Source organism: Shigella sp. FC1544, assembly GCF_001722145.1.
Taxonomy (GTDB): domain Bacteria; phylum Pseudomonadota; class Gammaproteobacteria; order Enterobacterales; family Enterobacteriaceae; genus Escherichia; species Escherichia coli.
On the sequence record NZ_MECT01000033.1, the window covers coordinates 18,183 to 43,123 of the forward strand.

The window sequence follows — 24,941 nt, forward strand, 5'->3', positions numbered from 1 at the left end:
TGTGTAATGCCCTGCAGAGAGTGGTTTACCGTCTTCCTGGAGTATGAAACAATCATTCGTATATAAAGCTTTATTTTGAGGTAGTCCGGTGATTGATGACGATGGCTACCGCCCAAACGTAGGTATCGTGATTTGTAATCGCCAGGGGCAGGTAATGTGGGCCCGGCGATTTGGTCAGCACTCCTGGCAATTTCCGCAAGGCGGAATCACCCCCGGAGAATCCGCAGAGCAGGCGATGTACCGTGAATTGTTTGAAGAAGTAGGATTAAGCCGCAAAGACGTTCGAATCCTTGCTTCAACGCGTAACTGGTTGCGCTACAAATTACCGAAACGTTTGGTGCGTTGGGACACGAAGCCGGTTTGTATCGGCCAAAAACAAAAATGGTTTCTCTTGCAGCTGGTGAGCGGCGATGCAGAAATCAATATGCAAACCAGCAGTACACCAGAGTTTGACGGCTGGCGATGGGTAAGTTACTGGTATCCGGTCAGACAGGTGGTGTCATTTAAACGTGATGTCTACCGTAGGGTAATGAAAGAGTTCGCGAGTGTGGTGATGTCACTGCAGGAAAATACGCCAAAACCACAAAACACATCTGCTTATCGACGTAAAAGAGGTTAAGTCACGCCAATTATGCTCACTCGCCTGCGCGAAATAGTCGAAAAGGTAGCCAGCGCACCATGCCTGAATGAGGCGTTAAATATTCTGGTTACCGACATCTGTCTTGCGATGGATACCGAGGTCTGTTCGGTCTACCTGGCCGATCATGATCGACGTTGTTACTACCTGATGGCGACCCGGGGGCTGAAAAAACCACGCGGTCGCACTGTAACGCTCGCGTTTGATGAAGGGATCGTCGGCCTGGTTGGCAGGCTGGCGGAACCGATAAACCTTGCAGATGCGCAAAAGCACCCCAGCTTCAAATACATCCCCTCCGTAAAAGAAGAACGTTTCCGCGCGTTTTTAGGCGTACCAATTATTCAACGTCGCCAGTTGCTTGGTGTACTGGTGGTACAGCAACGAGAGTTGCGCCAGTATGACGAAAGTGAAGAATCCTTCCTGGTGACGCTTGCCACCCAGATGGCAGCTATTCTTTCTCAGTCGCAGTTGACTGCCTTGTTTGGGCAATATCGCCAGACGCGAATCCGCGCATTACCGGCAGCACCTGGTGTGGCGATTGCCGAAGGCTGGCAGGATGCCACGTTACCTTTAATGGAACAGGTGTATCAGGCATCAACGCTGGATCCGGCTCTGGAACGCGAACGATTGACCGGGGCGCTGGAAGAAGCGGCAAACGAGTTTCGCCGCTACAGCAAACGCTTTGCCGCCGGAGCACAAAAAGAAACGGCGGCTATTTTCGATCTTTACTCGCACCTGCTTTCGGACACCCGGCTGCGTCGCGAATTGTTTGCCGAGGTTGATAAAGGCTCGGTGGCAGAGTGGGCGGTAAAAACGGTCATTGAAAAATTTGCCGAACAGTTTGCCGCGCTAAGCGATAACTATCTCAAAGAGCGGGCTGGCGATTTACGTGCGCTGGGTCAGCGATTGCTGTTTCATCTTGATGACGCTAATCAAGGGCCGAACGCCTGGCCGGAACGTTTCATTCTGGTGGCAGATGAACTGTCAGCGACAACTCTTGCTGAGCTGCCCCAGGATCGCTTAGTCGGTGTTGTCGTGCGAGATGGTGCAGCCAACTCCCATGCTGCGATCATGGTACGTGCGCTGGGGATCCCTACCGTGATGGGCGCGGATATTCAGCCTTCGGTGCTGCATCGTAGGACGCTGATCGTTGATGGCTATCGCGGTGAATTGCTGGTCGATCCGGAGCCGGTACTGCTGCAAGAATATCAGCGGCTAATTAGTGAAGAGATTGAGCTTAGCCGTCTGGCGGAAGATGACGTCAATTTACCCGCTCAGTTAAAAAGCGGTGAGCGTATAAAAGTCATGCTCAATGCTGGTTTAAGCCCGGAACATGAGGAAAAACTGGGCAGCCGTATTGATGGCATCGGTCTTTATCGCACTGAAATCCCATTCATGCTGCAAAGTGGTTTCCCGTCGGAAGAAGAACAGGTGGCGCAGTATCAGGGGATGCTGCAAATGTTCAATGATAAACCCGTCACCTTGCGTACGCTGGATGTCGGAGCAGATAAGCAGCTGCCTTACATGCCGATCAGCGAAGAGAATCCATGCCTGGGTTGGCGTGGGATTCGCATTACGCTCGATCAGCCGGAGATCTTCTTGATCCAGGTGCGGGCGATGCTGCGTGCTAATGCCGCTACGGGCAACCTGAATATTCTGTTGCCGATGGTCACCAGCCTCGATGAAGTTGACGAAGCACGCCGCCTGATTGAACGTGCCGGACGTGAAGTCGAGGAGATGATCGGTTACGAAATTCCCAAACCACGTATCGGCATCATGCTGGAAGTACCGTCAATGGTATTTATGCTGCCGCATCTGGCAAAGCGGGTCGATTTCATCTCTGTTGGCACCAACGATCTGACTCAATACATTCTGGCCGTTGATCGCAACAATACCCGGGTGGCGAACATTTATGACAGCCTTCATCCTGCAATGTTACGAGCTCTGGCAATGATCGCCCGGGAAGCGGAAATACATGGTATCGATCTCCGTTTGTGCGGTGAAATGGCGGGCGATCCCATGTGCGTGGCAATCCTCATTGGGCTTGGGTATCGCCATCTGTCTATGAACGGACGTTCTGTAGCGCGGGTAAAATACCTGCTGTGGCGCATTGATTTTGCCGAAGCAGAAAATCTTGCGCAGCGTAGTCTGGAAGCGCAACTGGCGACCGAAGTTCGTCATCAGGTTGCAGCCTTTATGGAGCGTCGCGGCATGGGCGGGCTGATTCGCGGAGGGTTATAGCGCGGATCATATACATATCTTTTAACGGTATCCGGCAACCAGCCAGGTCCCCTTGTGCTATTATTCGCACCTTTGGAGCGCCTGAAACCTGCGGCGCGCATTTCAATCGCTGTTCTCTTTCAGCGAAATAACAAGAACTTGTGGTGACAGATGACCAGTAGCTATCTGCATTTTCCGGAGTTTGATCCGGTCATTTTCTCAATAGGACCCGTGGCGCTTCACTGGTACGGCCTGATGTATCTGGTGGGTTTCATTTTTGCAATGTGGCTGGCAACACGTCGGGCGAATCGTCCGGGCAGTGGCTGGACCAAAAATGAAGTTGAAAACTTACTCTATGCGGGCTTCCTCGGCGTCTTCCTCGGTGGACGTATTGGTTATGTTCTGTTCTACAACTTCCCGCAGTTTATGGCCGATCCGCTGTATCTGTTCCGTGTCTGGGACGGCGGCATGTCCTTCCACGGCGGCCTGATTGGCGTTATCGTGGTGATGATTATCTTCGCCCGCCGTACTAAACGTTCCTTCTTCCAGGTCTCTGATTTTATCGCACCACTCATTCCGTTTGGTCTTGGTGCCGGGCGTCTGGGCAACTTTATTAACGGTGAATTGTGGGGCCGCGTTGACCCGAACTTCCCGTTTGCCATGCTGTTCCCTGGCTCCCGTACAGAAGATATTTTGCTGCTGCAAACCAACCCGCAGTGGCAATCCATTTTCGATACTTACGGTGTGCTGCCGCGCCACCCATCACAGCTTTACGAGCTGTTGCTGGAAGGTGTAGTGCTGTTTATTATCCTCAACCTGTATATTCGTAAACCGCGCCCAATGGGAGCTGTCTCAGGTTTGTTCCTGATTGGTTACGGCGCGTTTCGCATCATTGTTGAGTTTTTCCGCCAGCCCGACGCGCAGTTTACTGGTGCCTGGGTGCAGTACATCAGCATGGGACAAATTCTTTCCATCCCGATGATTGTCGCGGGTGTGATCATGATGGTCTGGGCATATCGTCGCAGCCCACAGCAACACGTTTCCTGAGGAACCATGAAACAGTATTTAGAACTGATGCAAAAAGTGCTCGACGAAGGCACACAGAAAAACGACCGTACCGGAACCGGAACGCTTTCCATTTTTGGTCATCAGATGCGTTTTAACCTGCAGGATGGATTCCCGCTGGTGACAACTAAACGTTGCCACCTGCGTTCCATCATCCATGAACTGCTGTGGTTTCTGCAGGGCGACACTAACATTGCTTATCTACACGAAAACAATGTCACCATCTGGGACGAATGGGCCGATGAAAACGGCGACCTCGGGCCAGTGTATGGTAAACAGTGGCGCGCCTGGCCAACGCCGGATGGTCGTCATATTGACCAGATCACTACGGTACTGAACCAGCTGAAAAACGACCCGGATTCGCGCCGCATTATTGTTTCAGCGTGGAACGTAGGCGAACTGGATAAAATGGCGCTGGCACCGTGCCATGCGTTCTTCCAGTTCTATGTGGCAGACGGCAAACTCTCTTGCCAGCTTTATCAGCGCTCCTGTGACGTTTTCCTCGGCCTGCCGTTTAACATTGCCAGCTACGCGTTACTGGTGCATATGATGGCGCAGCAGTGTGATCTGGAAGTGGGCGATTTTGTCTGGACGGGGGGCGACACGCACCTGTACAGCAATCATATGGATCAAACTCATCTGCAATTAAGCCGCGAACCGCGTCCGCTGCCGAAGTTGATTATCAAACGTAAACCCGAATCCATCTTCGACTACCGTTTCGAAGATTTTGAGATTGAAGGCTACGATCCGCATCCGGGCATTAAAGCGCCGGTGGCTATCTAATTACGAAACATCCTGCCAGAGCCGACGCTAGTGTGCGTCGGTTTTTTTTACCCACCATTAAATTCTTCGAGACACCTTCCCGAAATTTTGCAACGTCCTGCAACGGCGTAAATAGTCCGGAAGATGCGCCGAAGAAATAGAAACTGGCCCTCGTCTTTTTTTTCTCCTCGCTCCATACTGCCGGCATGAAAACACAACGTGGTTATACGCTGATTGAAACGCTGGTCGCGATGCTGATTTTGGTCATGCTAAGCGCAAGTGGACTCTATGGCTGGCAATACTGGCAGCAGTCGCAACGGCTATGGCAAACCGCCAGCCAGGCGCGGGACTATTTGCTCTATTTACGTGAAGATGCCAACTGGCATAACCGCGACCACAGTATCAGCGTTATCAGGGAGGGGACGTTATGGTGCCTTGTGAGTTCCGCTGCTGGGGCCAATACCTGTCATGGCAGTTCACCATTGGTCTTTGTGCCACGCTGGCCCGAAGTCGAAATGAGCGACCTGACACCTTCGCTTGCTTTCTTTGGCCTGCGCAATACCGCATGGGCCGGGCATATTCGCTTCAAAAACTCAACGGGCGAGTGGTGGCTGGTGGTTTCGCCGTGGGGAAGACTCCGGCTTTGTCAGCAAGGAGAAACAGAAGGATGCCTGTAAAAGAGCAAGGTTTTTCTCTGCTGGAAGTGTTGATTGCTATGGCGATCAGTAGCGTATTGTTGCTGGGGGCTGCACGCTTTCTGCCTGCGTTACAGCGTGAAAGTTTAACGAGCACCCGTAAGCTGGCGCTGGAAGATGAAATCTGGCTGCGGGTATTTACCGTCGCGAAGCATCTCCAGAGGGCGGGTTATTGTCATGGCATCTGTACCGGCGAAGGGCTGGAAATTGTCGGACAGGGTGACTGTATCATTGTGCAGTGGGATGCGAACAGTAACGGTATCTGGGATCGCGAACCGGTAAAAGAGTCTGACCAGATTGGATTTCGTCTGAAGGAGCATGTGCTGGAAACGCTACGCGGTGCGACATCCTGTGAAGGTAAGGGCTGGGATAAAGTCACTAATCCGGATGCCATCATTATCGACACTTTTCAGGTCGTACGTCAGGATGTCAGCGGCTTCTCGCCGGTGTTGACGGTTAATATGCGTGCTGCCAGTAAGTCTGAACCGCAAACCGTGGTGAATGCCAGCTATAGCGTGACAGGATTCAACCTGTGAACCGCGAAAAGGGTGTTTCGTCACTGGCTCTGGTCCTGATGCTGCTGGTTTTGGGTAGTTTGCTATTACAAGGAATGAGCCAACAGGATCGCAGTTTTGCCTCTCGCGTGAGCATGGAAAGTCAGTCATTGCGCCGCCAGGCCATCGTTCAGTCGGCGCTGGCGTGGGGAAAAATGCACTCCTGGCAGACGCAGCTAGCAGTTCAGTGCTCGCAGTACGCTGAAACCGATGCCCAGGTTTGTTTGCGTTTACTGGCAGATAATGAAGCCTTATTGATTGCCGGTTATGAAGGCGTTTCGTTGTGGCGAACAGGCGAAGTCATTGATGGAAACATTGTTTTTTCGCCAAGCGGCTGGAGCGATTTTTGTCCGCTGAAAGAGAGGGCGTTATGTCAGCTTCCCTGAAGAATCAACAAGGCTTTAGCCTGCCGGAGGTAATGTTGGCGATGGTGTTGATGGTGATGATTGTCACTGCGTTATCGGGTTTCCAGCGAACATTAATGAACAGTCTTGCCAGCAGAAACCAGTACCAACAGCTCTGGCGGCATGGCTGGCAGCAAACGCAACTGCGCGCGATTTCGCCACCAGCTAACTGGCAGGTCAACCGATTGCAGACATCGCAGGCGGGATGTGTCAGCATCAGCGTTACGCTAGTTTCACCCGGGGGCAGAGAAGGCGAGATGACCCGCCTGCATTGCCCGAATCGTCAGTAGTCAGGAGCCGCTATGTTAAGGGTCTACCATTCCAATCGTCTGGACGTGCTGGAAGCGTTGATGGAGTTTATTGTCGAACGCGAACGGCTGGACGATCCTTTCGAACCAGAGATGATTCTGGTGCAAAGTACCGGTATGGCACAGTGGCTGCAAATGACCCTGTCGCAAAAGTTTGGTATTGCGGCAAACATTGATTTTCCGCTGCCTGCGAGCTTTATCTGGGATATGTTCGTCCGGGTGTTACCGGAGATCCCCAAAGAGAGCGCCTTTAACAAACAGAGCATGAGCTGGAAACTGATGACTCTGCTGCCGCAACTGTTGGAGCACGAAGACTTTACCCTGTTGCGGCATTATCTGACTGACGATAGCGACAAGCGAAAACTGTTCCAGCTTTCCTCAAAAGCGGCGGACCTGTTTGACCAGTATCTGGTCTATCGCCCGGAGTGGCTGGCACAATGGGAAACAGGACATTTGGTTGAAGGGCTGGGAGAAGCACAGGCCTGGCAAGCGCCGTTGTGGAAGGCGCTGGTGGAATATACCCATGAACTCGGACAACCGCGCTGGCACCGCGCGAATCTCTATCAGCGCTTTATCGAAACGCTGGAGTCCGCGACGACCTGCCCGCCGGGGTTACCTTCGCGCGTCTTTATATGCGGTATTTCCGCGTTACCGCCTGTTTATCTCCAGGCGCTCCAGGCGCTGGGTAAACATATTGAAATCCATCTCCTGTTTACCAACCCCTGCCGTTATTACTGGGGCGATATTAAAGATCCTGCTTATCTGGCGAAACTGCTGACTCGTCAGCGTCGACACAGTTTTGAAGATCGCGAATTGCCGCTATTTCGCGATAGCGAAAATGCCGGACAGCTCTTTAACAGCGATGGTGAACAGGATGTCGGCAACCCGCTGCTGGCCTCATGGGGGAAGCTTGGGCGCGACTACATTTATCTCCTTTCTGACCTGGAGAGCAGCCAGGAGCTGGACGCCTTTGTCGATGTCACGCCAGATAACCTGCTGCATAACATTCAGTCTGACATTCTGGAACTGGAAAACCGTGCCGTTGCTGGTGTGAACATCGAAGAGTTTTCCCGTAGCGATAACAAACGCCCGCTTGATCCACTGGATAGCAGTATCACCTTCCACGTTTGCCATAGCCCGCAGCGTGAAGTTGAAGTTTTGCACGATCGCCTGCTGGCGATGCTGGAAGAAGACCCGACACTTACTCCGCGCGACATCATCGTGATGGTGGCTGATATCGACAGCTACAGTCCGTTTATTCAGGCTGTGTTTGGTAGCGCACCTGCGGATCGTTACCTGCCTTACGCCATTTCCGACCGTCGGGCGCGGCAGTCGCATCCGGTACTGGAAGCGTTTATCAGCCTGTTATCGTTGCCAGACAGCCGCTTTGTGTCGGAAGACGTGCTGGCATTACTGGATGTGCCGGTGCTGGCGGCGCGGTTTGACATCACCGAAGAAGGGCTGCGTTATTTACGCCAGTGGGTCAACGAATCCGGCATTCGTTGGGGGATAGATGACGACAACGTTCGCGAGCTGGAACTCCCCGCCACCGGACAACACACCTGGCGATTTGGCCTGACGCGTATGTTGCTGGGCTACGCGATGGAGAGCGCGCAGGGCGAGTGGCAATCGGTTCTACCTTATGATGAGTCGAGCGGCTTAATTGCAGAACTGGTGGGGCATCTGGCTTCACTGCTAATGCAGCTAAACATCTGGCGTCGCGGGCTGGCACAGGAGCGTCCGCTAGAAGAGTGGTTGCCGGTTTGTCGCGATATGCTCAACGCCTTCTTCCTGCCGGATGCGGAAACCGAAGCGGCGATGACGCTGATCGAACAACAATGGCAGGCGATTATCGCCGAAGGTTTAGGTGCGCAGTATGGCGACGCGGTGCCGCTGTCACTATTGCGTGATGAACTGGCACAGCGTCTGGATCAAGAACGTATCAGCCAGCGTTTTCTCGCCGGACCGGTTAACATTTGTACTCTGATGCCAATGCGTTCAATTCCGTTCAAAGTGGTTTGCCTGCTGGGAATGAACGACGGCGTTTATCCACGTCAGCTTGCGCCATTGGGCTTTGACCTGATGAGCCAGAAACCGAAGCGTGGCGACCGTAGCCGTCGCGATGACGACCGCTACCTGTTCCTGGAAGCGTTAATTTCCGCGCAGCAAAAACTCTATATCAGTTATATCGGGCTTTCCATTCAGGATAACAGTGAACGTTTCCCGTCGGTACTGGTGCAGGAACTGATCGACTACATCGGGCAAAGTCATTATCTACCGGGCGATGAAGCGCTCAACTGTGATGAAAGCGAGGCAAGGGTAAAAGCGCATCTTACCTGCCTCCATACCCGGATGCCGTTTGATCCACAAAACTACCAGCCAGGCGAACGACAAAGCTATGCTCGTGAATGGCTACCTGCGGCCAGCCAGGCTGGTAAAGCACATTCTGAATTTGTTCAGCCGCTGCCGTTTACCTTACCGGAAACCGTGCCGCTGGAAACGCTACAACGATTCTGGGCACATCCGGTGCGGGCATTTTTCCAGATGCGTTTGCAGGTGAACTTCCGTACCGAAGACAGCGAAATCCCCGACACCGAGCCATTTATTCTGGAAGGGCTTAGCCGTTATCAAATCAATCAGCAGTTATTGAATGCACTGGTTGAGCAGGATGATGCCGAACGCTTGTTCCGTCGCTTCCGGGCGGCAGGGGATTTACCGTATGGCGCTTTTGGTGAAATTTTCTGGGAAACTCAGTGCCAGGAGATGCAGCAGCTTGCCGACAGAGTCATTGCCTGTCGCCAGCCGGGGCAGAGTATGGAAATTGATCTCGCCTGCAACGGTGTGCAGATAACTGGCTGGTTGCCGCAGGTGCAGCCGGATGGCCTGTTGCGCTGGCGTCCCTCTTTATTAAGTGTGGCGCAGGGAATGCAACTTTGGCTGGAACACCTTGTCTACTGTGCCAGCGGTGGTAATGGTGAAAGTCGCCTTTTTCTACGCAAAGACGGCGAGTGGCGTTTTCCGCCGCTTGCAGCCGAACAGGCTTTGCATTACCTCTCACAACTGATTGAGGGGTATCGTGAAGGGATGTCCGCGCCATTGCTGGTGTTACCTGAAAGTGGCGGCGCGTGGCTAAAAACCTGTTATGACGCGCAAAACGATGCCATGCTGGATGACGATTCCACGTTGCAAAAAGCCCGTACGAAATTCCTTCAGGCTTACGAAGGCAACATGATGGTGCGTGGCGAAGGTGATGATATCTGGTATCAAAGGCTCTGGCGGCAATTAACACCAGAGACAATGGAGGCCATCGTTGAACAGTCGCAACGTTTCCTGTTACCGCTGTTTCGCTTTAATCAGTCATGAGTGCTGTATAAAAATTGCGCAATCTATCCGCTTACTTTATGATGCGCACCAGTCACGGACTGATGGTTATATAAACATAGGCTGACTCGTGCAGCACAAGATTAAATTCTGGCAGATGATTTGCGTTAACGTGTTGAATCTGGACAGAAAATTAAGTTGATTATGAGGTCCGTGAATGCCCCGCAGCACTTGGTTCAAAGCATTATTGTTGTTAGTTGCCCTTTGGGCACCCTTAAGTCAGGCAGAAACGGGATGGCAGCCGATTCAGGAAACCATCCGTAAAAGTGATAAAGATAACCGCCAGTATCAGGCTATACGTCTGGATAACGGTATGGTGGTCTTGCTGGTTTCTGATCCGCAGGCAGTTAAATCGCTCTCGGCGCTGGTGGTGCCCGTTGGGTCGCTGGAAGATCCCGAGGCGTACCAGGGGCTGGCACATTACCTTGAACATATGAGTCTGATGGGGTCGAAAAAGTACCCGCAGGCTGACAGTCTGGCCGAATATCTCAAAATGCACGGCGGTAGTCACAATGCCAGCACTGCGCCGTATCGCACGGCTTTCTATCTGGAAGTTGAGAACGACGCCTTGCCTGGTGCGGTAGACCGCCTGGCCGATGCTATTGCTGAACCTTTGCTCGACAAGAAATATGCCGAACGTGAGCGTAATGCGGTGAACGCTGAATTAACCATGGCGCGTACGCGTGACGGGATGCGCATGGCACAGGTCAGCGCAGAAACCATTAACCCGGCACACCCCGGTTCAAAGTTTTCTGGTGGTAACCTCGAAACTTTAAGCGATAAACCTGGTAATCCGGTGCAGCAGGCGCTGAAAGATTTCCACGAGAAGTACTATTCCGCCAATCTGATGAAGGCGGTTATTTACAGCAATAAACCGCTGCCGGAGTTGGCAAAAATGGCGGCGGACACCTTTGGTCGCGTGCCGAACAAAGAGAGCAAAAAACCGGAAATCACCGTGCCGGTAGTCACCGACGCGCAAAAGGGCATTATCATTCATTACGTCCCGGCACTGCCGCGTAAAGTTCTGCGCGTTGAGTTTCGCATCGATAACAACTCAGCGAAGTTCCGTAGTAAAACGGATGAATTGATTACCTATCTGATTGGTAATCGCAGCCCAGGTACACTTTCCGACTGGCTGCAAAAGCAGGGATTAGTTGAGGGCATTAGCGCCAACTCCGATCCTATCGTCAACGGCAACAGCGGCGTATTAGCGATCTCTGCGTCTTTAACCGATAAAGGCCTGGCTAATCGCGATCAGGTTGTGGCGGCAATTTTTAGCTATCTCAATCTGTTACGTGAAAAAGGCATTGATAAACAATACTTCGATGAACTGGCGAATGTGCTGGATATCGACTTCCGTTATCCGTCGATCACCCGTGATATGGATTACGTCGAATGGCTGGCAGATACCATGATTCGCGTTCCGGTTGAGCATACGCTGGATGCAGTCAATATTGCCGATCGGTACGATGCTAAAGCAGTAAAAGAACGTCTGGCGATGATGACGCCGCAGAATGCGCGTATCTGGTATATCAGCCCGAAAGAGCCGCACAATAAAACGGCTTATTTTGTCGATGCGCCGTATCAGGTCGATAAAATCAGCGAACAAACTTTCGCTGACTGGCAGCAAAAAGCTGCCAATATTGCGCTCTCCTTACCGGAGCTTAACCCCTATATTCCTGACGATTTCTCGCTGATTAAGTCAGAGAAGAAATATGACCATCCAGAGCTGATTGTTGATGAGTCGAATCTGCGCGTGGTGTATGCGCCAAGCCGTTATTTTTCCAGCGAACCCAAAGCTGATGTCAGCCTGATTTTGCGTAATCCGAAAGCCATGGACAGCGCCCGCAATCAGGTGATGTTTGCGCTCAATGATTATCTCGCAGGGCTGGCGCTTGATCAGTTAAGCAACCAGGCGTCGGTTGGTGGCATAAGTTTTTCCACCAACGCTAACAACGGCCTTATGGTTAATGCTAATGGTTACACCCAGCGTCTGCCGCAGCTGTTCCAGGCATTGCTCGAGGGGTACTTTAGCTATACCGCTACGGAAGATCAGCTTGAGCAGGCGAAGTCTTGGTATAACCAGATGATGGATTCCGCAGAAAAGGGTAAAGCGTTTGAGCAGGCGATTATGCCCGCGCAGATGCTCTCGCAAGTGCCGTACTTCTCGCGAGATGAACGGCGTAAAATTTTGCCCTCCATTACGTTGAAAGAGGTGCTGGCCTATCGCGACGCCTTAAAATCAGGGGCTCGACCAGAGTTTATGGTTATCGGCAACATGACCGAGGCCCAGGCAACAACGCAGGCACGCGATGTGCAAAAACAGTTGGGCGCTGATGGTTCAGAGTGGTGTCGAAACAAAGATGTAGTGGTCGATAAAAAACAATCCGTCATCTTTGAAAAAGCCGGTAACAGCACCGACTCCGCACTGGCAGCGGTATTTGTACCGACTGGCTACGATGAATACACCAGCTCAGCCTATAGCTCTCTGTTGGGGCAGATCGTACAGCCGTGGTTCTACAATCAGTTGCGTACCGAAGAACAATTGGGCTATGCCGTGTTTGCGTTTCCAATGAGCGTGGGGCGTCAGTGGGGCATGGGCTTCCTTTTGCAAAGCAATGATAAACAGCCTTCATTCTTGTGGGAGCGTTACAAGGCGTTTTTCCCAACCGCAGAGGCAAAATTGCGAGCGATGAAGCCAGATGAGTTTGCGCAAATCCAGCAGGCGGTAATTACCCAGATGCTGCAGGCACCGCAAACGCTCGGCGAAGAAGCATCGAAGTTAAGTAAAGATTTCGATCGCGGCAATATGCGCTTCGATTCGCGTGATAAAATCGTGGCCCAGATAAAACTGCTGACGCCGCAAAAACTTGCTGATTTCTTCCATCAGGCGGTGGTCGAGCCGCAAGGCATGGCTATTCTGTCGCAGATTTCCGGCAGCCAGAACGGGAAAGCCGAATATGTACACCCTGAAGGCTGGAAAGTGTGGGAGAACGTCAGCGCGTTGCAGCAAACAATGCCCCTGATGAGTGAAAAGAATGAGTGATGTCGCCGAGACACTAGATCCTTTGCGCTTGCCCTTACAGGGTGAGCGCCTGATTGAAGCCTCTGCCGGCACAGGCAAAACCTTTACGATTGCGGCGCTCTATTTGCGCCTGTTACTTGGACTAGGCGGTTCCGCCGCCTTTCCCCGCCCGCTGACCGTTGAAGAACTGCTGGTGGTCACCTTTACCGAGGCTGCCACGGCAGAATTGCGTGGTCGTATCCGTAGCAATATCCATGAGTTGCGCATCGCCTGTCTGCGTGAAACTACCGACAATCCACTGTACGAACGTCTGCTGGAAGAGATCGACGATAAAGCGCAAGCCGCTCAGTGGTTGTTGTTAGCCGAACGGCAGATGGATGAAGCGGCAGTCTTTACTATTCACGGTTTTTGCCAGCGCATGCTCAACCTGAATGCCTTTGAATCCGGCATGCTGTTTGAGCAGCAGCTGATTGAAGATGAGTCTCTGCTACGTTACCAGGCCTGCGCCGATTTCTGGCGTCGCCACTGCTACCCGCTGCCGCGTGAAATAGCCCAGGTCGTCTTTGAAACCTGGAAAGGGCCGCAGGCGTTGCTGCGCGATATTAATCGTTATCTGCAAGGCGAAGCGCCGGTTATCAAAGCACCGCCGCCCGATGATGAAACGCTGGCTTCCCGCCACGCGCAAATTGTGGCGCGTATTGCTACGGTAAAACAGCAGTGGCGCGACGCAGTGGGTGAACTGGATGCGCTGATCGAATCTTCTGGTATTGATCGACGCAAGTTTAACCGTAGCAATCAGGCTAAATGGATCGACAAGATCAGCGCCTGGGCAGAAGAAGAGACCAACAGTTATCAGTTGCCGGAGTCGCTGGAAAAATTCTCCCAGCGTTTCTTAGAAGATCGCACGAAAGCCGGGGGGGAAACCCCGCGACATCCACTGTTTGAGGCGATCGATCAACTGCTTGCAGAACCATTGTCGATCCGCGATCTGGTGATCACCCGCGCATTGGCTGAGATCCGCGAAACAGTAGCGCGTGAAAAACGCCGCCGTGGCGAATTGGGTTTTGATGACATGTTAAGTCGGCTCGATTCCGCGCTGCGTAGCGAAAGCGGTGAGGTGTTGGCAGCGGCGATCCGTACGCGATTCCCGGTGGCAATGATCGATGAATTTCAGGATACCGACCCCCAGCAGTACCGAATTTTTCGCCGTATCTGGCACCATCAGCCGGAAACCGCATTGTTGCTGATTGGCGACCCGAAGCAGGCCATATATGCATTCCGGGGGGCGGATATCTTCACTTATATGAAGGCGCGTAGTGAAGTTCACGCCCACTACACTTTAGACACCAACTGGCGCTCCGCACCTGGAATGGTGAACAGTGTGAACAAGCTTTTCAGCCAGACTGATGACGCGTTCATGTTTCGCGAAATACCGTTTATTCCAGTGACATCAGCCGGGAAAAATCAGGCGTTACGTTTTGTATTTAAAGGTGAAACGCAGCCTGCGATGAAAATGTGGCTGATGGAAGGCGAAAGCTGCGGCGTTGGCGACTATCAAAGTACCATGGCGCAGGTATGTGCTGCGCAAATCCGCGACTGGCTACAAGCCGGACAGCGGGGCGAAGCGTTGCTGATGAACGGCGACGACGCGCGTCCGGTGCGTGCTTCGGACATCAGTGTGCTGGTGCGCAGCCGCCAGGAGGCCGCCCAGGTGCGCGATGCCTTAACGTTGCTGGAAATCCCTTCCGTTTACCTTTCGAACCGCGACAGTGTTTTTGAAACTCTGGAAGCGCAGGAAATGCTTTGGTTATTGCAGGCGGTGATGACGCCCGAACGTGAGAACACCCTGCGTAGTGCGCTGGCAACGTCAATGATGGGGCTGAACGCGCTGGATATCGAAACGCTGAATAATGACGAACATGCGTGGGATGCGGTAGTTGAAGAGTTCGATGGTTATCGGCAAATCTGGCGCAAACGTGGCGTTATGCCGATGCTGCGGGCGCTGATGTCGGCGCGTAACATTGCAGAAAACTTGCTGGCAACGGCAGGCGGTGAGCGGCGTCTTACCGATATCTTGCATATCAGCGAACTGCTACAAGAAGCCGGAACGCAGCTGGAAAGTGAACATGCGCTGGTACGCTGGTTATCGCAACATATCCTCGAGCCAGACAGTAATGCCTCCAGCCAACAAATGCGCCTCGAAAGTGATAAACATCTGGTGCAGATTGTCACGATCCATAAATCGAAAGGGCTGGAATATCCGCTGGTCTGGTTGCCATTTATTACCAATTTCCGCGTCCAGGATCAGGCGTTTTATCACGATCGCCACTCGTTTGAGGCAGTTTTGGATCTTAATGCTGCGCCAAAAAGCGTCGACCTCGCGGAGGTCGAACGTCTGGCGGAAGATCTGCGTTTGCTTTACGTGGCGCTGACGCGTTCGGTTTGGCATTGCAGTCTCGGCGTTGCACCGCTGGTGCGCCGTCGTGGCGATAAAAAAGGTGACACCGACGTCCACCAAAGTGCGCTCGGGCGTTTGCTGCAAAAAGGGGAACCGCAAGATGCGGCAGGGCTTCGCACCTGTATTGAAGCGTTATGCGATGATGATATTGCCTGGCAAACGGCACAAACTGGTGATAACCAGCCCTGGCAGGTTAATGATGCTTTAACTGCAGAACTGAATGCGAGGACACTACAACGATTGCCCGGCGATAACTGGCGTGTCACCAGCTACTCCGGCTTGCAGCAGCGTGGTCACGGTATCGCTCAGGATCTGATGCCACGGCTGGATGTTGATGCCGCAGGCGTGGTCAGCGTCGTTGAAGAACCGACGTTAACACCGCATCAGTTCCCGCGCGGTGCGTCACCGGGGACATTCTTGCACAGTTTGTTTGAAGACCTCGATTTTACCCAGCCGGTTGACCCGAACTGGGTACAGGAAAAACTGGAACTCGGCGGCTTTGAATCGCAGTGGGAACCGGTGGTGACCGAGTGGATCACGGCTGTCCTCCAGGCACCTCTCAATGAAAAGGGTGTTAGCCTGAGTCAGCTTTCCGACCGCGATAAACAGGTGGAGATGGAGTTTTACCTGCCGATTAGCGAACCGCTCATCGCCAGCCAGCTTGATGCACTAATTCGCCAGTTTGACCCGCTATCCGCTGGCTGCCCGCCGCTGGAGTTCATGCAGGTACGCGGCATGTTAAAAGGCTTTATCGACCTAGTATTCCGCCACGAAGGGCGTTATTACCTGCTCGACTATAAATCCAACTGGCTGGGTGAAGACAGTTCGGCTTACACCCAACAGGCTATGGCAGCAGCGATGCAGGCACACCGCTATGATCTGCAATATCAGCTTTATACCCTGGCGCTGCATCGTTATCTGCGCCATCGCATTGCTGATTACGACTATGATCGTCACTTTGGCGGCGTTATCTATCTGTTCCTGCGTGGCGTTGATAAAGAACATCCGCAACAAGGGATTTACACAACCCGACCCAACGCCGGGTTGATTGCCCTGATGGATGAGATGTTTGCCGGTATGACCCTGGAGGAGGCGTAATGAAATTGCAAAAGCAATTACTGGAAGCTGTGGAGCACAAACAGCTACGCCCGCTGGATGTGCAATTTGCCCTGACCGTGGCGGGAGATGAACATCCTGCCGTCACCCTCGCGGCGGCACTGTTAAGTCATGATGCCGGAGAGGGACACGTCTGTTTGCCGCTTTCACGACTGGAAAATAACGAGGCGTCGCATCCGCTGTTGGCGACCTGTGTCAGTGAAATCGGTGAGCTACAAAATTGGGAAGAATGCTTGCTGGCTTCTCAAGCGGTCAGCAGGGGAGATGAACCCACGCCGATGATCCTCTGTGGCGATCGTCTTTATTTGAATCGCATGTGGTGTAACGAGCGGACGGTAGCGCGCTTCTTCAATGAGGTGAATCATGCCATTGAGGTTGATGAAGCTCTACTGGCGCAAACCCTGGACAAACTTTTTCCAGTAAGCGATGAAATTAACTGGCAAAAAGTTGCAGCGGCAGTGGCGCTGACGCGGCGGATCTCGGTGATTTCCGGCGGCCCAGGCACCGGTAAAACGACCACCGTGGCGAAGTTGCTGGCAGCGTTAATTCAAATGGCCGACGGCGAACGCTGCCGTATCCGTCTGGCTGCACCAACGGGTAAAGCTGCCGCGCGCTTAACCGAATCTCTCGGCAAGGCTTTGCGACAGTTACCGCTGACCGATGAACAAAAGAAACGCATTCCGGAAGATGCCAGCACTTTGCACCGATTGCTGGGCGCGCAGCCGGGTAGCCAGCGTTTACGTCATCATGCCGGTAACCCGCTGCATCTTGATGTGCTGGTGGTAGATGAAGCGTCAATGATCGATCTGCCTATGATGTCGAGACTGATCGACGCCTTGCCCGATCATGCGCGAGTGATCTTTCTCGGCGATCGTGATCAACTGGCCTCGGTTGAGGCTGGGGCTGTGCTGGGCGATATCTGCGCTTATGCCAACGCGGGCTTTACCGCCGAGCGTGCCAGGCAGCTAAGCCGCCTGACGGGGACTCACGTTCCGGCAGGAACCGGCACAGAAGCGGCATCTTTGCGCGACAGTCTCTGCCTGCTGCAAAAAAGCTATCGTTTCGGCAGCGATTCTGGCATTGGTCAGTTAGCTGCGGCGATCAACCGTGGTGATAAAACGGCAGTGAAAACCGTTTTTCAGCAGGATTTTACTGATATCGAAAAACGACTTTTACAGAGCGGCGAAGATTATATTGCGATGCTTGAGGAAGCTCTTGCGGGTTATGGACGTTATCTGGATCTGCTGCAAGCGCGTGCCGAGCCGGATTTAATCATTCAGGCGTTCAATGAGTACCAACTTTTGTGCGCCCTGCGGGAAGGGCCGTTTGGCGTGGCTGGACTGAATGAGCGAATTGAGCAGTTTATGCAACAGAAGCGCAAAATTCATCGTCATCCGCACTCTCGTTGGTACGAAGGTCGACCGGTGATGATTGCCCGTAATGACAGCGCGCTTGGGTTGTTTAATGGCGATATCGGTATTGCGCTGGATCGCGGGCAGGGGACGCGCGTCTGGTTTGCGATGCCGGACGGCAATATTAAGTCTGTGCAACCGAGTCGCTTGCCAGAGCACGAAACTACGTGGGCGATGACGGTACATAAATCGCAGGGATCGGAGTTCGACCATGCGGCGTTGATTTTACCGAGCCAACGCACGCCGGTAGTAACGCGAGAGCTGGTATACACCGCGGTGACCCGCGCGCGTCGCCGTCTGTCGCTGTATGCCGATGAGCGTATATTAAGTGCGGCAATCGCCACTCGTACTGAGCGGCGCAGTGGTCTGGCGGCGTTGTTTAGTTCGCGGGAATAAACGTAATTGCCGGATGCGACGCACGAGTGTTACGCATGTCGCATCCGACAATTTTCATCGCTTACCCTAAATCCGCCATCAACACTTTGGATTTACGCTGGTAGTTGTACAACTGCTTTTTGCTCTCGGGCAGTAAATCAATATCCACCGGGGTAAATCCACGTTCCTGGAACCAGTGAATACTGCGCGTGGTCAGCACAAACAATTTGCTTAAGCCGCTCTGCTTCGCCTGAGCGGCAATTCGTTCCAGCAGAACCTCGCCCCGTGATGAACTGCGGTAATCCGGGTGAACTGCCACACAGGCCATTTCCCCAATCTTCTCTTCCGGGAACGGATAGAGCGCGGCGCAGGCAATAGTCGTGTTATCGCGCTGAATAATGGTGAATTTGTCGATTTCCATCTCCAGCTGCTCGCGAGAACGGCGCACCAGAATACCTTGCTGCTCCAGCGGGCGAATCAACTCCAGAATACCGCCAATATCGTTGATTGTTGCGCGACGAATCTGCTCGGCGCTTTCCATCACAATCTGCGTACCGATACCGTCGCGTGAGAACAACTCTTGCAACAGCGCGCCATCTTCCTGATAACTGATTAAATGACAGCGACGCACGCCGCTGCGGCAGGCTTTCACTGCGCCACGCAAAAAGCGCACCGTACCGGAGTTGTAATCGCCTTTCTCTTCCTGGGCTTCTACCCGCGCTTGCGCTTCGTTAGGGAAAAGTTCTGAGACAATATCACCGTCGTCATTAGTGACGCCCTGTGAAGAGCAAAAACCAATCATCTTCTCAGCTTTCAGTTTGATGGCCAGTTGAGTGGCAATCTCTTCCGAGGTCAGATTAAAGCTCTCGCCAGTGACTGAAACAGCGACCGGCCCCATTAGCACTATTGCACCGCTGTCCAGTTGACGATGGATCGCGTCTTCATCAATCCGCCGGATACGCCCGCTATGGCAGTAATCCACGCCGTCATCGACGCCCAGCGGCTGGGCAATAATAAAATTGCCACTGACGACGTTGATATGCGCGCCCTGTAGCGGCGTGTTATTGAGACTCATCGACAGGCGAGCAGTGATGTCCAGTTGCAATGTTCCCGCAGCCTGCTTCACCAGTTCCAGTGTTTTGGCGTCGGTCACACGTATATTCTTGTGATACAGCGGTTCGTGGTGATGCGCGGCCAGATTTGCGTCGATCTGCGGACGTGCGCCATAGACCACCACCAGACGGATGCCGAGGCTGTGCAACAACCCGATATCATTAACGATACTGGAGAAATTCTCATGCTCAATGGCTTCACCGCCGAGCATGATGACAAACGTTTTTCCCCGGTGGGTATTGATATAGGGAACCGAATGGCGGAATCCCTCGACCAGCTCGGTTTTACGTTCCTTTACCACGGCACACCCCTTTGCATGATTATTCTAAATTAGTGTATTTTTATTCTGTTTTTTCGCAGGGTGCAAGTGTAAATTTTATGCGAGAGCGACTTTTTTATCAGTAATGCCGTGAATATAAAAAGAATGTTTACCGTTTATTAGATGACAGATTATGCGTCTTTCGCTAAAGTTTCCGGTCAAATTAGTCGTTTACTTGTTACACAGCTTAGATTTCTTTTGCTCGGGAGAGGCATGTCAGGATCCAACACTGCAATCAGCCGTCGTCGTTTACTGCAAGGCGCGGGTGCCATGTGGCTATTGAGCGTAAGTCAGGTCAGTCTGGCTGCGGTCAGCCAGGTCGTGGCGGTGCGCGTCTGGCCTGCGTCCAGCTACACCCGTGTGACGGTAGAATCAAATCGTCAGCTGAAATATAAGCAGTTCGCGTTGAGTAACCCTGAACGCGTGGTGGTGGATATCGAAGATGTAAACCTGAACTCGGTACTCAAGGGGATGGCGGCACAAATTCGTGCAGACGACCCGTTCATCAAGTCGGCGCGCGTCGGGCAATTTGACCCGCAGACCGTACGGATGGTTTTTGAATTAAAGCAAAACGTAAAACCGCAGCTGTTTGCCCTTGCGCCGGTCGCCGGGTTTAAAGAGCGTCTGGTGATGGACCTCTATCCGGCCAATGCACAGGATATGCAGGACCCGCTGCTGGCGCTGCTGGAGGATTACAACAAAGGCGACCTCGAAAAGCAGGTGCCGCCAGCACAAAGTGGTCCACAACCGGGTAAAGCAGGGCGCGATCGTCCTATTGTTATTATGCTTGACCCTGGCCACGGCGGCGAAGACTCCGGTGCGGTGGGGAAATACAAAACGCGCGAAAAAGACGTGGTATTGCAAATAGCTCGCCGTCTGCGCTCTCTGATCGAGAAAGAGGGCAATATGAAGGTGTACATGACGCGCAATGAAGACATCTTCATTCCGTTGCAAGTGCGCGTAGCAAAAGCCCAGAAACAGCGTGCTGACCTGTTTGTCTCTATCCATGCCGACGCCTTTACCAGTCGTCAGCCGAGCGGTTCCTCTGTGTTTGCGCTCTCAACCAAAGGTGCAACCAGTACTGCGGCAAAATATCTGGCACAAACCCAGAACGCCTCGGACTTGATTGGTGGCGTGAGCAAAAGCGGTGACCGCTATGTCGACCACACCATGTTCGATATGGTGCAGTCGCTGACCATTGCCGACAGCCTGAAGTTTGGTAAAGCGGTACTGAATAAGCTCGGTAAAATCAACAAACTGCATAAAAATCAAGTTGAACAGGCCGGGTTTGCCGTACTAAAGGCACCAGATATTCCCTCCATTCTGGTCGAAACGGCGTTTATCAGTAACGTTGAGGAAGAGCGTAAACTGAAAACGGCGACTTTCCAGCAGGAAGTTGCGGAGTCTATTCTTGCGGGGATTAAAGCGTATTTTGCCGATGGGGCGACGCTGGCGAGAAGGGGATGATGTTTTTAATTTATTCAATGAATTTATGTTTCATTGAATAAATATTATTTACATAAATGTTGAACGATGGTTTTGTGACTGCTGTCGAATATTTGAATATCGGCTTAAAAAATAAGTCTGTCATCTCTTTTATTAAGCACAATTCCGTGTAAGGTATACGCATTAGTTAATTATCTTGTAACTGTTAAATCAGCAAGGCAATGTTTGAAGTAATTATTATTTCTGACATGCCTTGCCTTTTTTTTTGGGAGCCATGGAATGATCATCGAAAAAGTCATGAACAATAATTGTGTACAGGCATCGGTGAACGGACAGGAGGTTATCATTTCTGGGCCTGGCGTTGGTTACAATAAAAAATATGGTATGTCGGTCCCTGAGCATCCTGCAAACCGGATTTTTTATGTCAGAAATGAGCAAAAAAATAAACTCTACAAATTGATTGAGCATGTGGGTATTGAGTATATTTTTGTTGCCGAAAAGATAGTGCATTATGCGGAGAGTAATCTCGAAAAAAAACTCAATCCATCGCTACTACTGATTCTTGCTGATCACATTTCGAATGCAATATCCCGAGTCGTCTCAGGCATACAAATTAATAATGTTTTCCTTGAGGAAATCAAAGCGTTGTACAAAGCAGAGTATGCAATAAGTCGTGATGCATTAACAATCATTAATGAGCAATTTAGCGTTCAACTACCGGATGATGAGATTGGTTTTATAGCATTGCATATTTTAAATAATTATGAAAATTCAGTTGATTATGAATCAGTAAGGATTATTGAGCTGTCTCAAAAAATCACGGAGCTTATTGAAGTTGTTTATAACAGAAGGGTGGACAGAAGTTCATTTAACTACTCCAGATTTATGATGCACCTTAAATATTTTTCTAGTCGTGTGTTATGTAATGAAAAAATAAAACAGAAAAATATTGGTGATATCTATGAGCAGTTTCTTGAAAAAGATTTTCAGTTACAACGTGCCATTCATGAAATTGAAAGATATCTGTACGCAACTTTTAAATATGATTCTCTTCTGGAAGAGAAACTATATCTTTCTATTCGCATCAAAGTATTAATGGACTAATTATACATAACATTTTCATGAGATAACCAGTATGAAACAAAAGAAATCCTAGAGTTTTTTTCAGAGCCTGGGGAAGGCATTTATGTATCCCATCGCTCTGTTAAGTGTATGTGGTATGATGTTAGGGCTGGGAAGTGGTTTAGCCAGCGATGATATGGCAAAATTCATTCCAGTGTTGGCTATTCCGTTAATTAAAACCATACTTGATTTTATTGTTAGCCTTGGTTTGTTTGCCTTCGTTAATTTACCTGTATTGTTTGCGATAGCTATACCTTTGGGATTATTAAAAGAGAAAGATGATAAAGCCTATGGCGCTTTTTCTGGCTTAATTGGCTTAATTGGCTTAATTGGCTTAATTGGCTTTATGGCGATGCATCTTGGAACGAACTTTTATCTTAAACAGCACGACTTATTGGTAGCTGCTGACCAAATGTCGACACATGGGCAAACCATCATACTCGGGATCCAGTCCTACAATACCAGCGTGTTGGGTGGGATTGTGGCAGGGTTATTAGTCGCCAGCAAAAAGATCGTTAACTTACGTATTCCTGAATCATTAGGGTTTTATAGTGGCCCACGCCTTGTGCCTATCATTACACTGATTGTGATGAGTGGATTTGGTCTGATCATTCCTTTTATCTGGCCGCCATTTTTCAATCTTTTCATGCTCATTGGTCACTGGATTTCAACTTCCGGTCCTGTTGGTTATTTCTTCTATGCTGTTGCCGAACGCGTGACGATACCTTTTGGCTTAAATCACTTGGTGACATCAGTTTTCCGCTTTACCCCAATCGGCGGATCGGCAGTGATTGGCGGTGAAGAGTATTACGGCACCCTGAACATGTTTATGGCATACGTCAAAGAGAATGCGGTCATTCCGCTGGATTTGGCGGGGAAAATGGAGCAGGGCAAACTGATGATTCAGTATGGTCTGGCTGGAGCCGCGCTGGCGATGTATCGCACTGCTCATGCTCAAAACAGAAGGGCTATCAAAGCATTGCTGATTTCCGGTGTGCTCACGGTAATTATTGGCGGCGTCAGCGAGCCGATTGAATTTCTGTTCTTATTTGTCAGCCCGCTGTTGTTTGTCTTCCATGCCTTTATGAATGGATTGGCTAACATGGTTCTGCCATATATGGGCGTGAAGATGGGCTTTACTGGCGATCTGATTCAATTTATTAGCTTTGGTGTCTTACGTGGCACAAGAACGGGATGGCCATTAGCGGTATGTGTTGAAGTGGCTTATTTCTTCATTTATTACTTTGTGTTCCGTTGGACCATTCTCAAATTTAACCTGATGACTGTAGGCCGTGAAGAGTCCAGTCCTGTCACGCTGAACGCTCACGAAGAAACTGCAATAGCTAACATCCCAGTTCATGATAAATCAGAGTTGCAGGCAGCGGAGCAAATGGTTAAGGCTCTGGGTGGTAAAGAAAATATTAAATCACTGGATAATTGTGTAACTCGTTTGCGTTTAACTATCGCGGATATGGGATTGATAGATGAGGCTGCAATAAAAAGGGCCGGAGGAATTGCGGTTGTGAAACTTGATCAAAATACCTTACAAGTCATTATCGGTACAAAAGTCATCGCCTTACGTCGGGATATGGATAATTACATGGGGATATGTTGATGGATATTTTTAATACCTCAATTTCTCGTAAAGGAACATATTGCACACAATGGGACTTTTGTGAAGACAGATTTGGTGTAAAAGATGTATTACCATTCTCTATTTCAGATATGGATCTTCCGATACCGGAAGCTATCATCAGAACATTAAAAAAACGTCTGGAACACCCGATTTTAGGGTACAGTCGTTGGCAGCATGATGACTATCTGAATTCGATAGTCAATTGGTATCATCAACAATATAAAACAGAGATTCAACCAGAATGGATCACCTATAGTCCAAGCGTGATGTATTCAATATCTAAGGCAATAGAAATATTGACATTGAATGGAGATAATATTCTCATTTTCACGCCTGTTTATAACGCATTTTTTGATGTGATTAAGCATAATGGTCGAAACATGCTAACAACCTCTTTGATGAAAGAAAATGGGAGAGGCTACGTTATCAACTGGCAAGAGTTTGAGCTTAAAATTAAAAGCGCGAAGATGGTGTTATTATGTAATCCTCATAACCCGACAGGAACGGTCTGGTCGGAAGACGATCTTCACAGAATCGCAGCATGCTGTGCAAGGCATAATATTTGGTTATGTTCAGATGAAATACATAGTGATTTTGTTTTTAATCATAGTTTCACGTCAACGCTAACAATAAAAGATGACAAAGTGGTGGTGTTTAATTCGATTTCGAAAACATTTAATGTTCCTGCGCTAACCGGATCATATATGATTTCAACTGACGATAATTTTAATCATGGATTTGCCCCTATATTTCCAGACATCTGTTATCACTTAACCCATTACAAGCCCGCTGCCGCAGATATTCCCGTGGCGAGCGATAACCCAGCGCACTATGCGGATGCCATTCGTTATAATGCTCGAACGCCTCTGCAAGGTTCTTTGCTGCCGTTAACC

Annotated in this window: 17 protein-coding genes and 1 pseudogene; 16 read left to right on the forward strand and 2 right to left on the reverse strand. The window is 50.8% G+C overall.

Features of this window, described 5'->3' with window-relative positions; all coding sequences use genetic code 11:
• The first annotated feature begins 88 nt into the window (after nt 1-88).
• The 12 genes from rppH (at nt 89) to recD (ending at nt 18,433) form a co-directional block, all read left to right on the forward strand.
• A complete protein-coding gene (gene rppH, locus BGK49_RS02810) occupies nt 89-619 on the forward strand; it encodes an RNA pyrophosphohydrolase (protein ID WP_000564491.1) in 531 nt (176 codons plus the stop codon).
• Nucleotides 620-631: 12 nt separating this feature from the next.
• Nucleotides 632-2,878: a phosphoenolpyruvate--protein phosphotransferase gene (gene ptsP, locus BGK49_RS02815; protein ID WP_000957870.1), complete on the forward strand. Its 2,247-nt coding sequence runs from the start codon at nt 632-634 to the stop codon at nt 2,876-2,878.
• A 150-nt stretch (nt 2,879-3,028) separates the two neighbouring features.
• The gene (lgt, locus tag BGK49_RS02820; protein ID WP_000204658.1) at nt 3,029-3,904 is read left to right on the forward strand and encodes a prolipoprotein diacylglyceryl transferase; all 876 of its coding nucleotides are present in this window, start codon (nt 3,029-3,031) and stop codon (nt 3,902-3,904) included.
• Nucleotides 3,905-3,910: 6 nt separating this feature from the next.
• The gene (gene thyA / locus BGK49_RS02825; protein ID WP_000816232.1) at nt 3,911-4,705 is read left to right on the forward strand and encodes a thymidylate synthase; all 795 of its coding nucleotides are present in this window, start codon (nt 3,911-3,913) and stop codon (nt 4,703-4,705) included.
• A gap of 185 nt (nt 4,706-4,890) precedes the next feature.
• A complete protein-coding gene (locus BGK49_RS02830) occupies nt 4,891-5,361 on the forward strand; it encodes a prepilin peptidase-dependent protein (RefSeq protein WP_000857051.1) in 471 nt (156 codons plus the stop codon).
• Entirely contained in the window at nt 5,352-5,915 is a 564-nt protein-coding gene (locus BGK49_RS02835; RefSeq protein WP_001144309.1) for a prepilin peptidase-dependent protein, read from the forward strand. The genes BGK49_RS02830 and BGK49_RS02835 overlap by 10 nt, the downstream gene beginning before the upstream one ends.
• Nucleotides 5,912-6,319 carry a DUF2509 family protein gene (locus tag BGK49_RS02840; protein ID WP_001078377.1) on the forward strand — a complete coding sequence of 136 codons (408 nt, stop codon included), beginning with the start codon at nt 5,912-5,914 and terminating at the stop codon, nt 6,317-6,319. The genes BGK49_RS02835 and BGK49_RS02840 overlap by 4 nt, the downstream gene beginning before the upstream one ends.
• Complete coding sequence (locus BGK49_RS02845; RefSeq protein ID WP_001276457.1) at nt 6,304-6,627, forward strand: prepilin-type N-terminal cleavage/methylation domain-containing protein; 324 nt, start codon at nt 6,304-6,306, stop codon at nt 6,625-6,627. The genes BGK49_RS02840 and BGK49_RS02845 overlap by 16 nt, the downstream gene beginning before the upstream one ends.
• Before the next feature lie 12 nt (nt 6,628-6,639).
• On the forward strand, nt 6,640-10,008 hold the full coding sequence (gene recC, locus BGK49_RS02850) for an exodeoxyribonuclease V subunit gamma (RefSeq protein WP_000946884.1): 3,369 nt from the start codon (nt 6,640-6,642) through the stop codon (nt 10,006-10,008).
• Between the two features lie 175 nt (nt 10,009-10,183).
• Nucleotides 10,184-13,072: a pitrilysin gene (gene ptrA, locus BGK49_RS02855; RefSeq protein ID WP_001138214.1), complete on the forward strand. Its 2,889-nt coding sequence runs from the start codon at nt 10,184-10,186 to the stop codon at nt 13,070-13,072.
• Nucleotides 13,065-16,607, forward strand: a complete 3,543-nt coding sequence (gene recB / locus BGK49_RS02860; RefSeq protein WP_005043715.1) for an exodeoxyribonuclease V subunit beta — start codon at nt 13,065-13,067, stop codon at nt 16,605-16,607. The genes ptrA and recB overlap by 8 nt, the downstream gene beginning before the upstream one ends.
• Entirely contained in the window at nt 16,607-18,433 is a 1,827-nt protein-coding gene (gene recD, locus BGK49_RS02865; RefSeq protein WP_000775955.1) for an exodeoxyribonuclease V subunit alpha, read from the forward strand. Before recB ends, recD begins: the two co-directional genes overlap by 1 nt.
• 61 nt (nt 18,434-18,494) lie before the next feature.
• Here the strand turns inward: recD and argA are convergent, their stop codons facing one another.
• Entirely contained in the window at nt 18,495-19,826 is a 1,332-nt protein-coding gene (gene argA, locus BGK49_RS02870) for an amino-acid N-acetyltransferase (protein ID WP_000237947.1), read from the reverse strand.
• Between the two features lie 231 nt (nt 19,827-20,057).
• Between argA and amiC the strand changes: the two genes are divergently transcribed.
• The 4 genes and pseudogenes from amiC to BGK49_RS02890 form a co-directional block, all read left to right on the forward strand.
• Nucleotides 20,058-21,311: an N-acetylmuramoyl-L-alanine amidase AmiC gene (gene amiC, locus BGK49_RS02875; RefSeq protein WP_000016907.1), complete on the forward strand. Its 1,254-nt coding sequence runs from the start codon at nt 20,058-20,060 to the stop codon at nt 21,309-21,311.
• Between the two features lie 258 nt (nt 21,312-21,569).
• Nucleotides 21,570-22,394, forward strand: coding sequence for a PRD domain-containing protein (locus BGK49_RS02880; protein ID WP_000582832.1), 825 nt, complete (start codon nt 21,570-21,572; stop codon nt 22,392-22,394).
• An 82-nt stretch (nt 22,395-22,476) separates the two neighbouring features.
• A complete protein-coding gene (locus BGK49_RS02885) occupies nt 22,477-24,027 on the forward strand; it encodes a PTS transporter subunit EIIC (RefSeq protein WP_069375690.1) in 1,551 nt (516 codons plus the stop codon).
• A pseudogene (locus BGK49_RS02890) lies at nt 24,027-24,797 on the forward strand (MalY/PatB family protein); the annotation flags it as partial. The gene BGK49_RS02885 and the pseudogene BGK49_RS02890, both read left to right, overlap by 1 nt.
• On the opposite strand, the gene BGK49_RS25125 reads toward BGK49_RS02890, so the two are convergent.
• Nucleotides 24,793-24,941: integrase core domain-containing protein (locus BGK49_RS25125; RefSeq protein ID WP_139064182.1), on the reverse strand; the 149-nt coding region annotated here is incomplete at its 5' end. The pseudogene BGK49_RS02890 and the gene BGK49_RS25125 overlap by 5 nt on opposite strands.

What these genes read in the sequence shown, in the direction of transcription:
- ptsP (WP_000957870.1), top strand. Translation starts at nt 632, where the DNA reads ATGCTCACTCGCCTGCGCGAAATAGTCGAAAAGGTAGCCAGCGCACCA.
- lgt (WP_000204658.1), top strand. Translation starts at nt 3,029, where the DNA reads ATGACCAGTAGCTATCTGCATTTTCCGGAGTTTGATCCGGTCATTTTC.
- thyA (WP_000816232.1), top strand. Translation starts at nt 3,911, where the DNA reads ATGAAACAGTATTTAGAACTGATGCAAAAAGTGCTCGACGAAGGCACA.
- BGK49_RS02830 (WP_000857051.1), top strand. Translation starts at nt 4,891, where the DNA reads ATGAAAACACAACGTGGTTATACGCTGATTGAAACGCTGGTCGCGATG.
- BGK49_RS02835 (WP_001144309.1), top strand. Translation starts at nt 5,352, where the DNA reads ATGCCTGTAAAAGAGCAAGGTTTTTCTCTGCTGGAAGTGTTGATTGCT.
- BGK49_RS02845 (WP_001276457.1), top strand. Translation starts at nt 6,304, where the DNA reads ATGTCAGCTTCCCTGAAGAATCAACAAGGCTTTAGCCTGCCGGAGGTA.
- recC (WP_000946884.1), top strand. Translation starts at nt 6,640, where the DNA reads ATGTTAAGGGTCTACCATTCCAATCGTCTGGACGTGCTGGAAGCGTTG.
- ptrA (WP_001138214.1), top strand. Translation starts at nt 10,184, where the DNA reads ATGCCCCGCAGCACTTGGTTCAAAGCATTATTGTTGTTAGTTGCCCTT.
- recB (WP_005043715.1), top strand. Translation starts at nt 13,065, where the DNA reads ATGAGTGATGTCGCCGAGACACTAGATCCTTTGCGCTTGCCCTTACAG.
- recD (WP_000775955.1), top strand. Translation starts at nt 16,607, where the DNA reads ATGAAATTGCAAAAGCAATTACTGGAAGCTGTGGAGCACAAACAGCTA.
- amiC (WP_000016907.1), top strand. Translation starts at nt 20,058, where the DNA reads ATGTCAGGATCCAACACTGCAATCAGCCGTCGTCGTTTACTGCAAGGC.
- BGK49_RS02880 (WP_000582832.1), top strand. Translation starts at nt 21,570, where the DNA reads ATGATCATCGAAAAAGTCATGAACAATAATTGTGTACAGGCATCGGTG.
- BGK49_RS02885 (WP_069375690.1), top strand. Translation starts at nt 22,477, where the DNA reads ATGTATCCCATCGCTCTGTTAAGTGTATGTGGTATGATGTTAGGGCTG.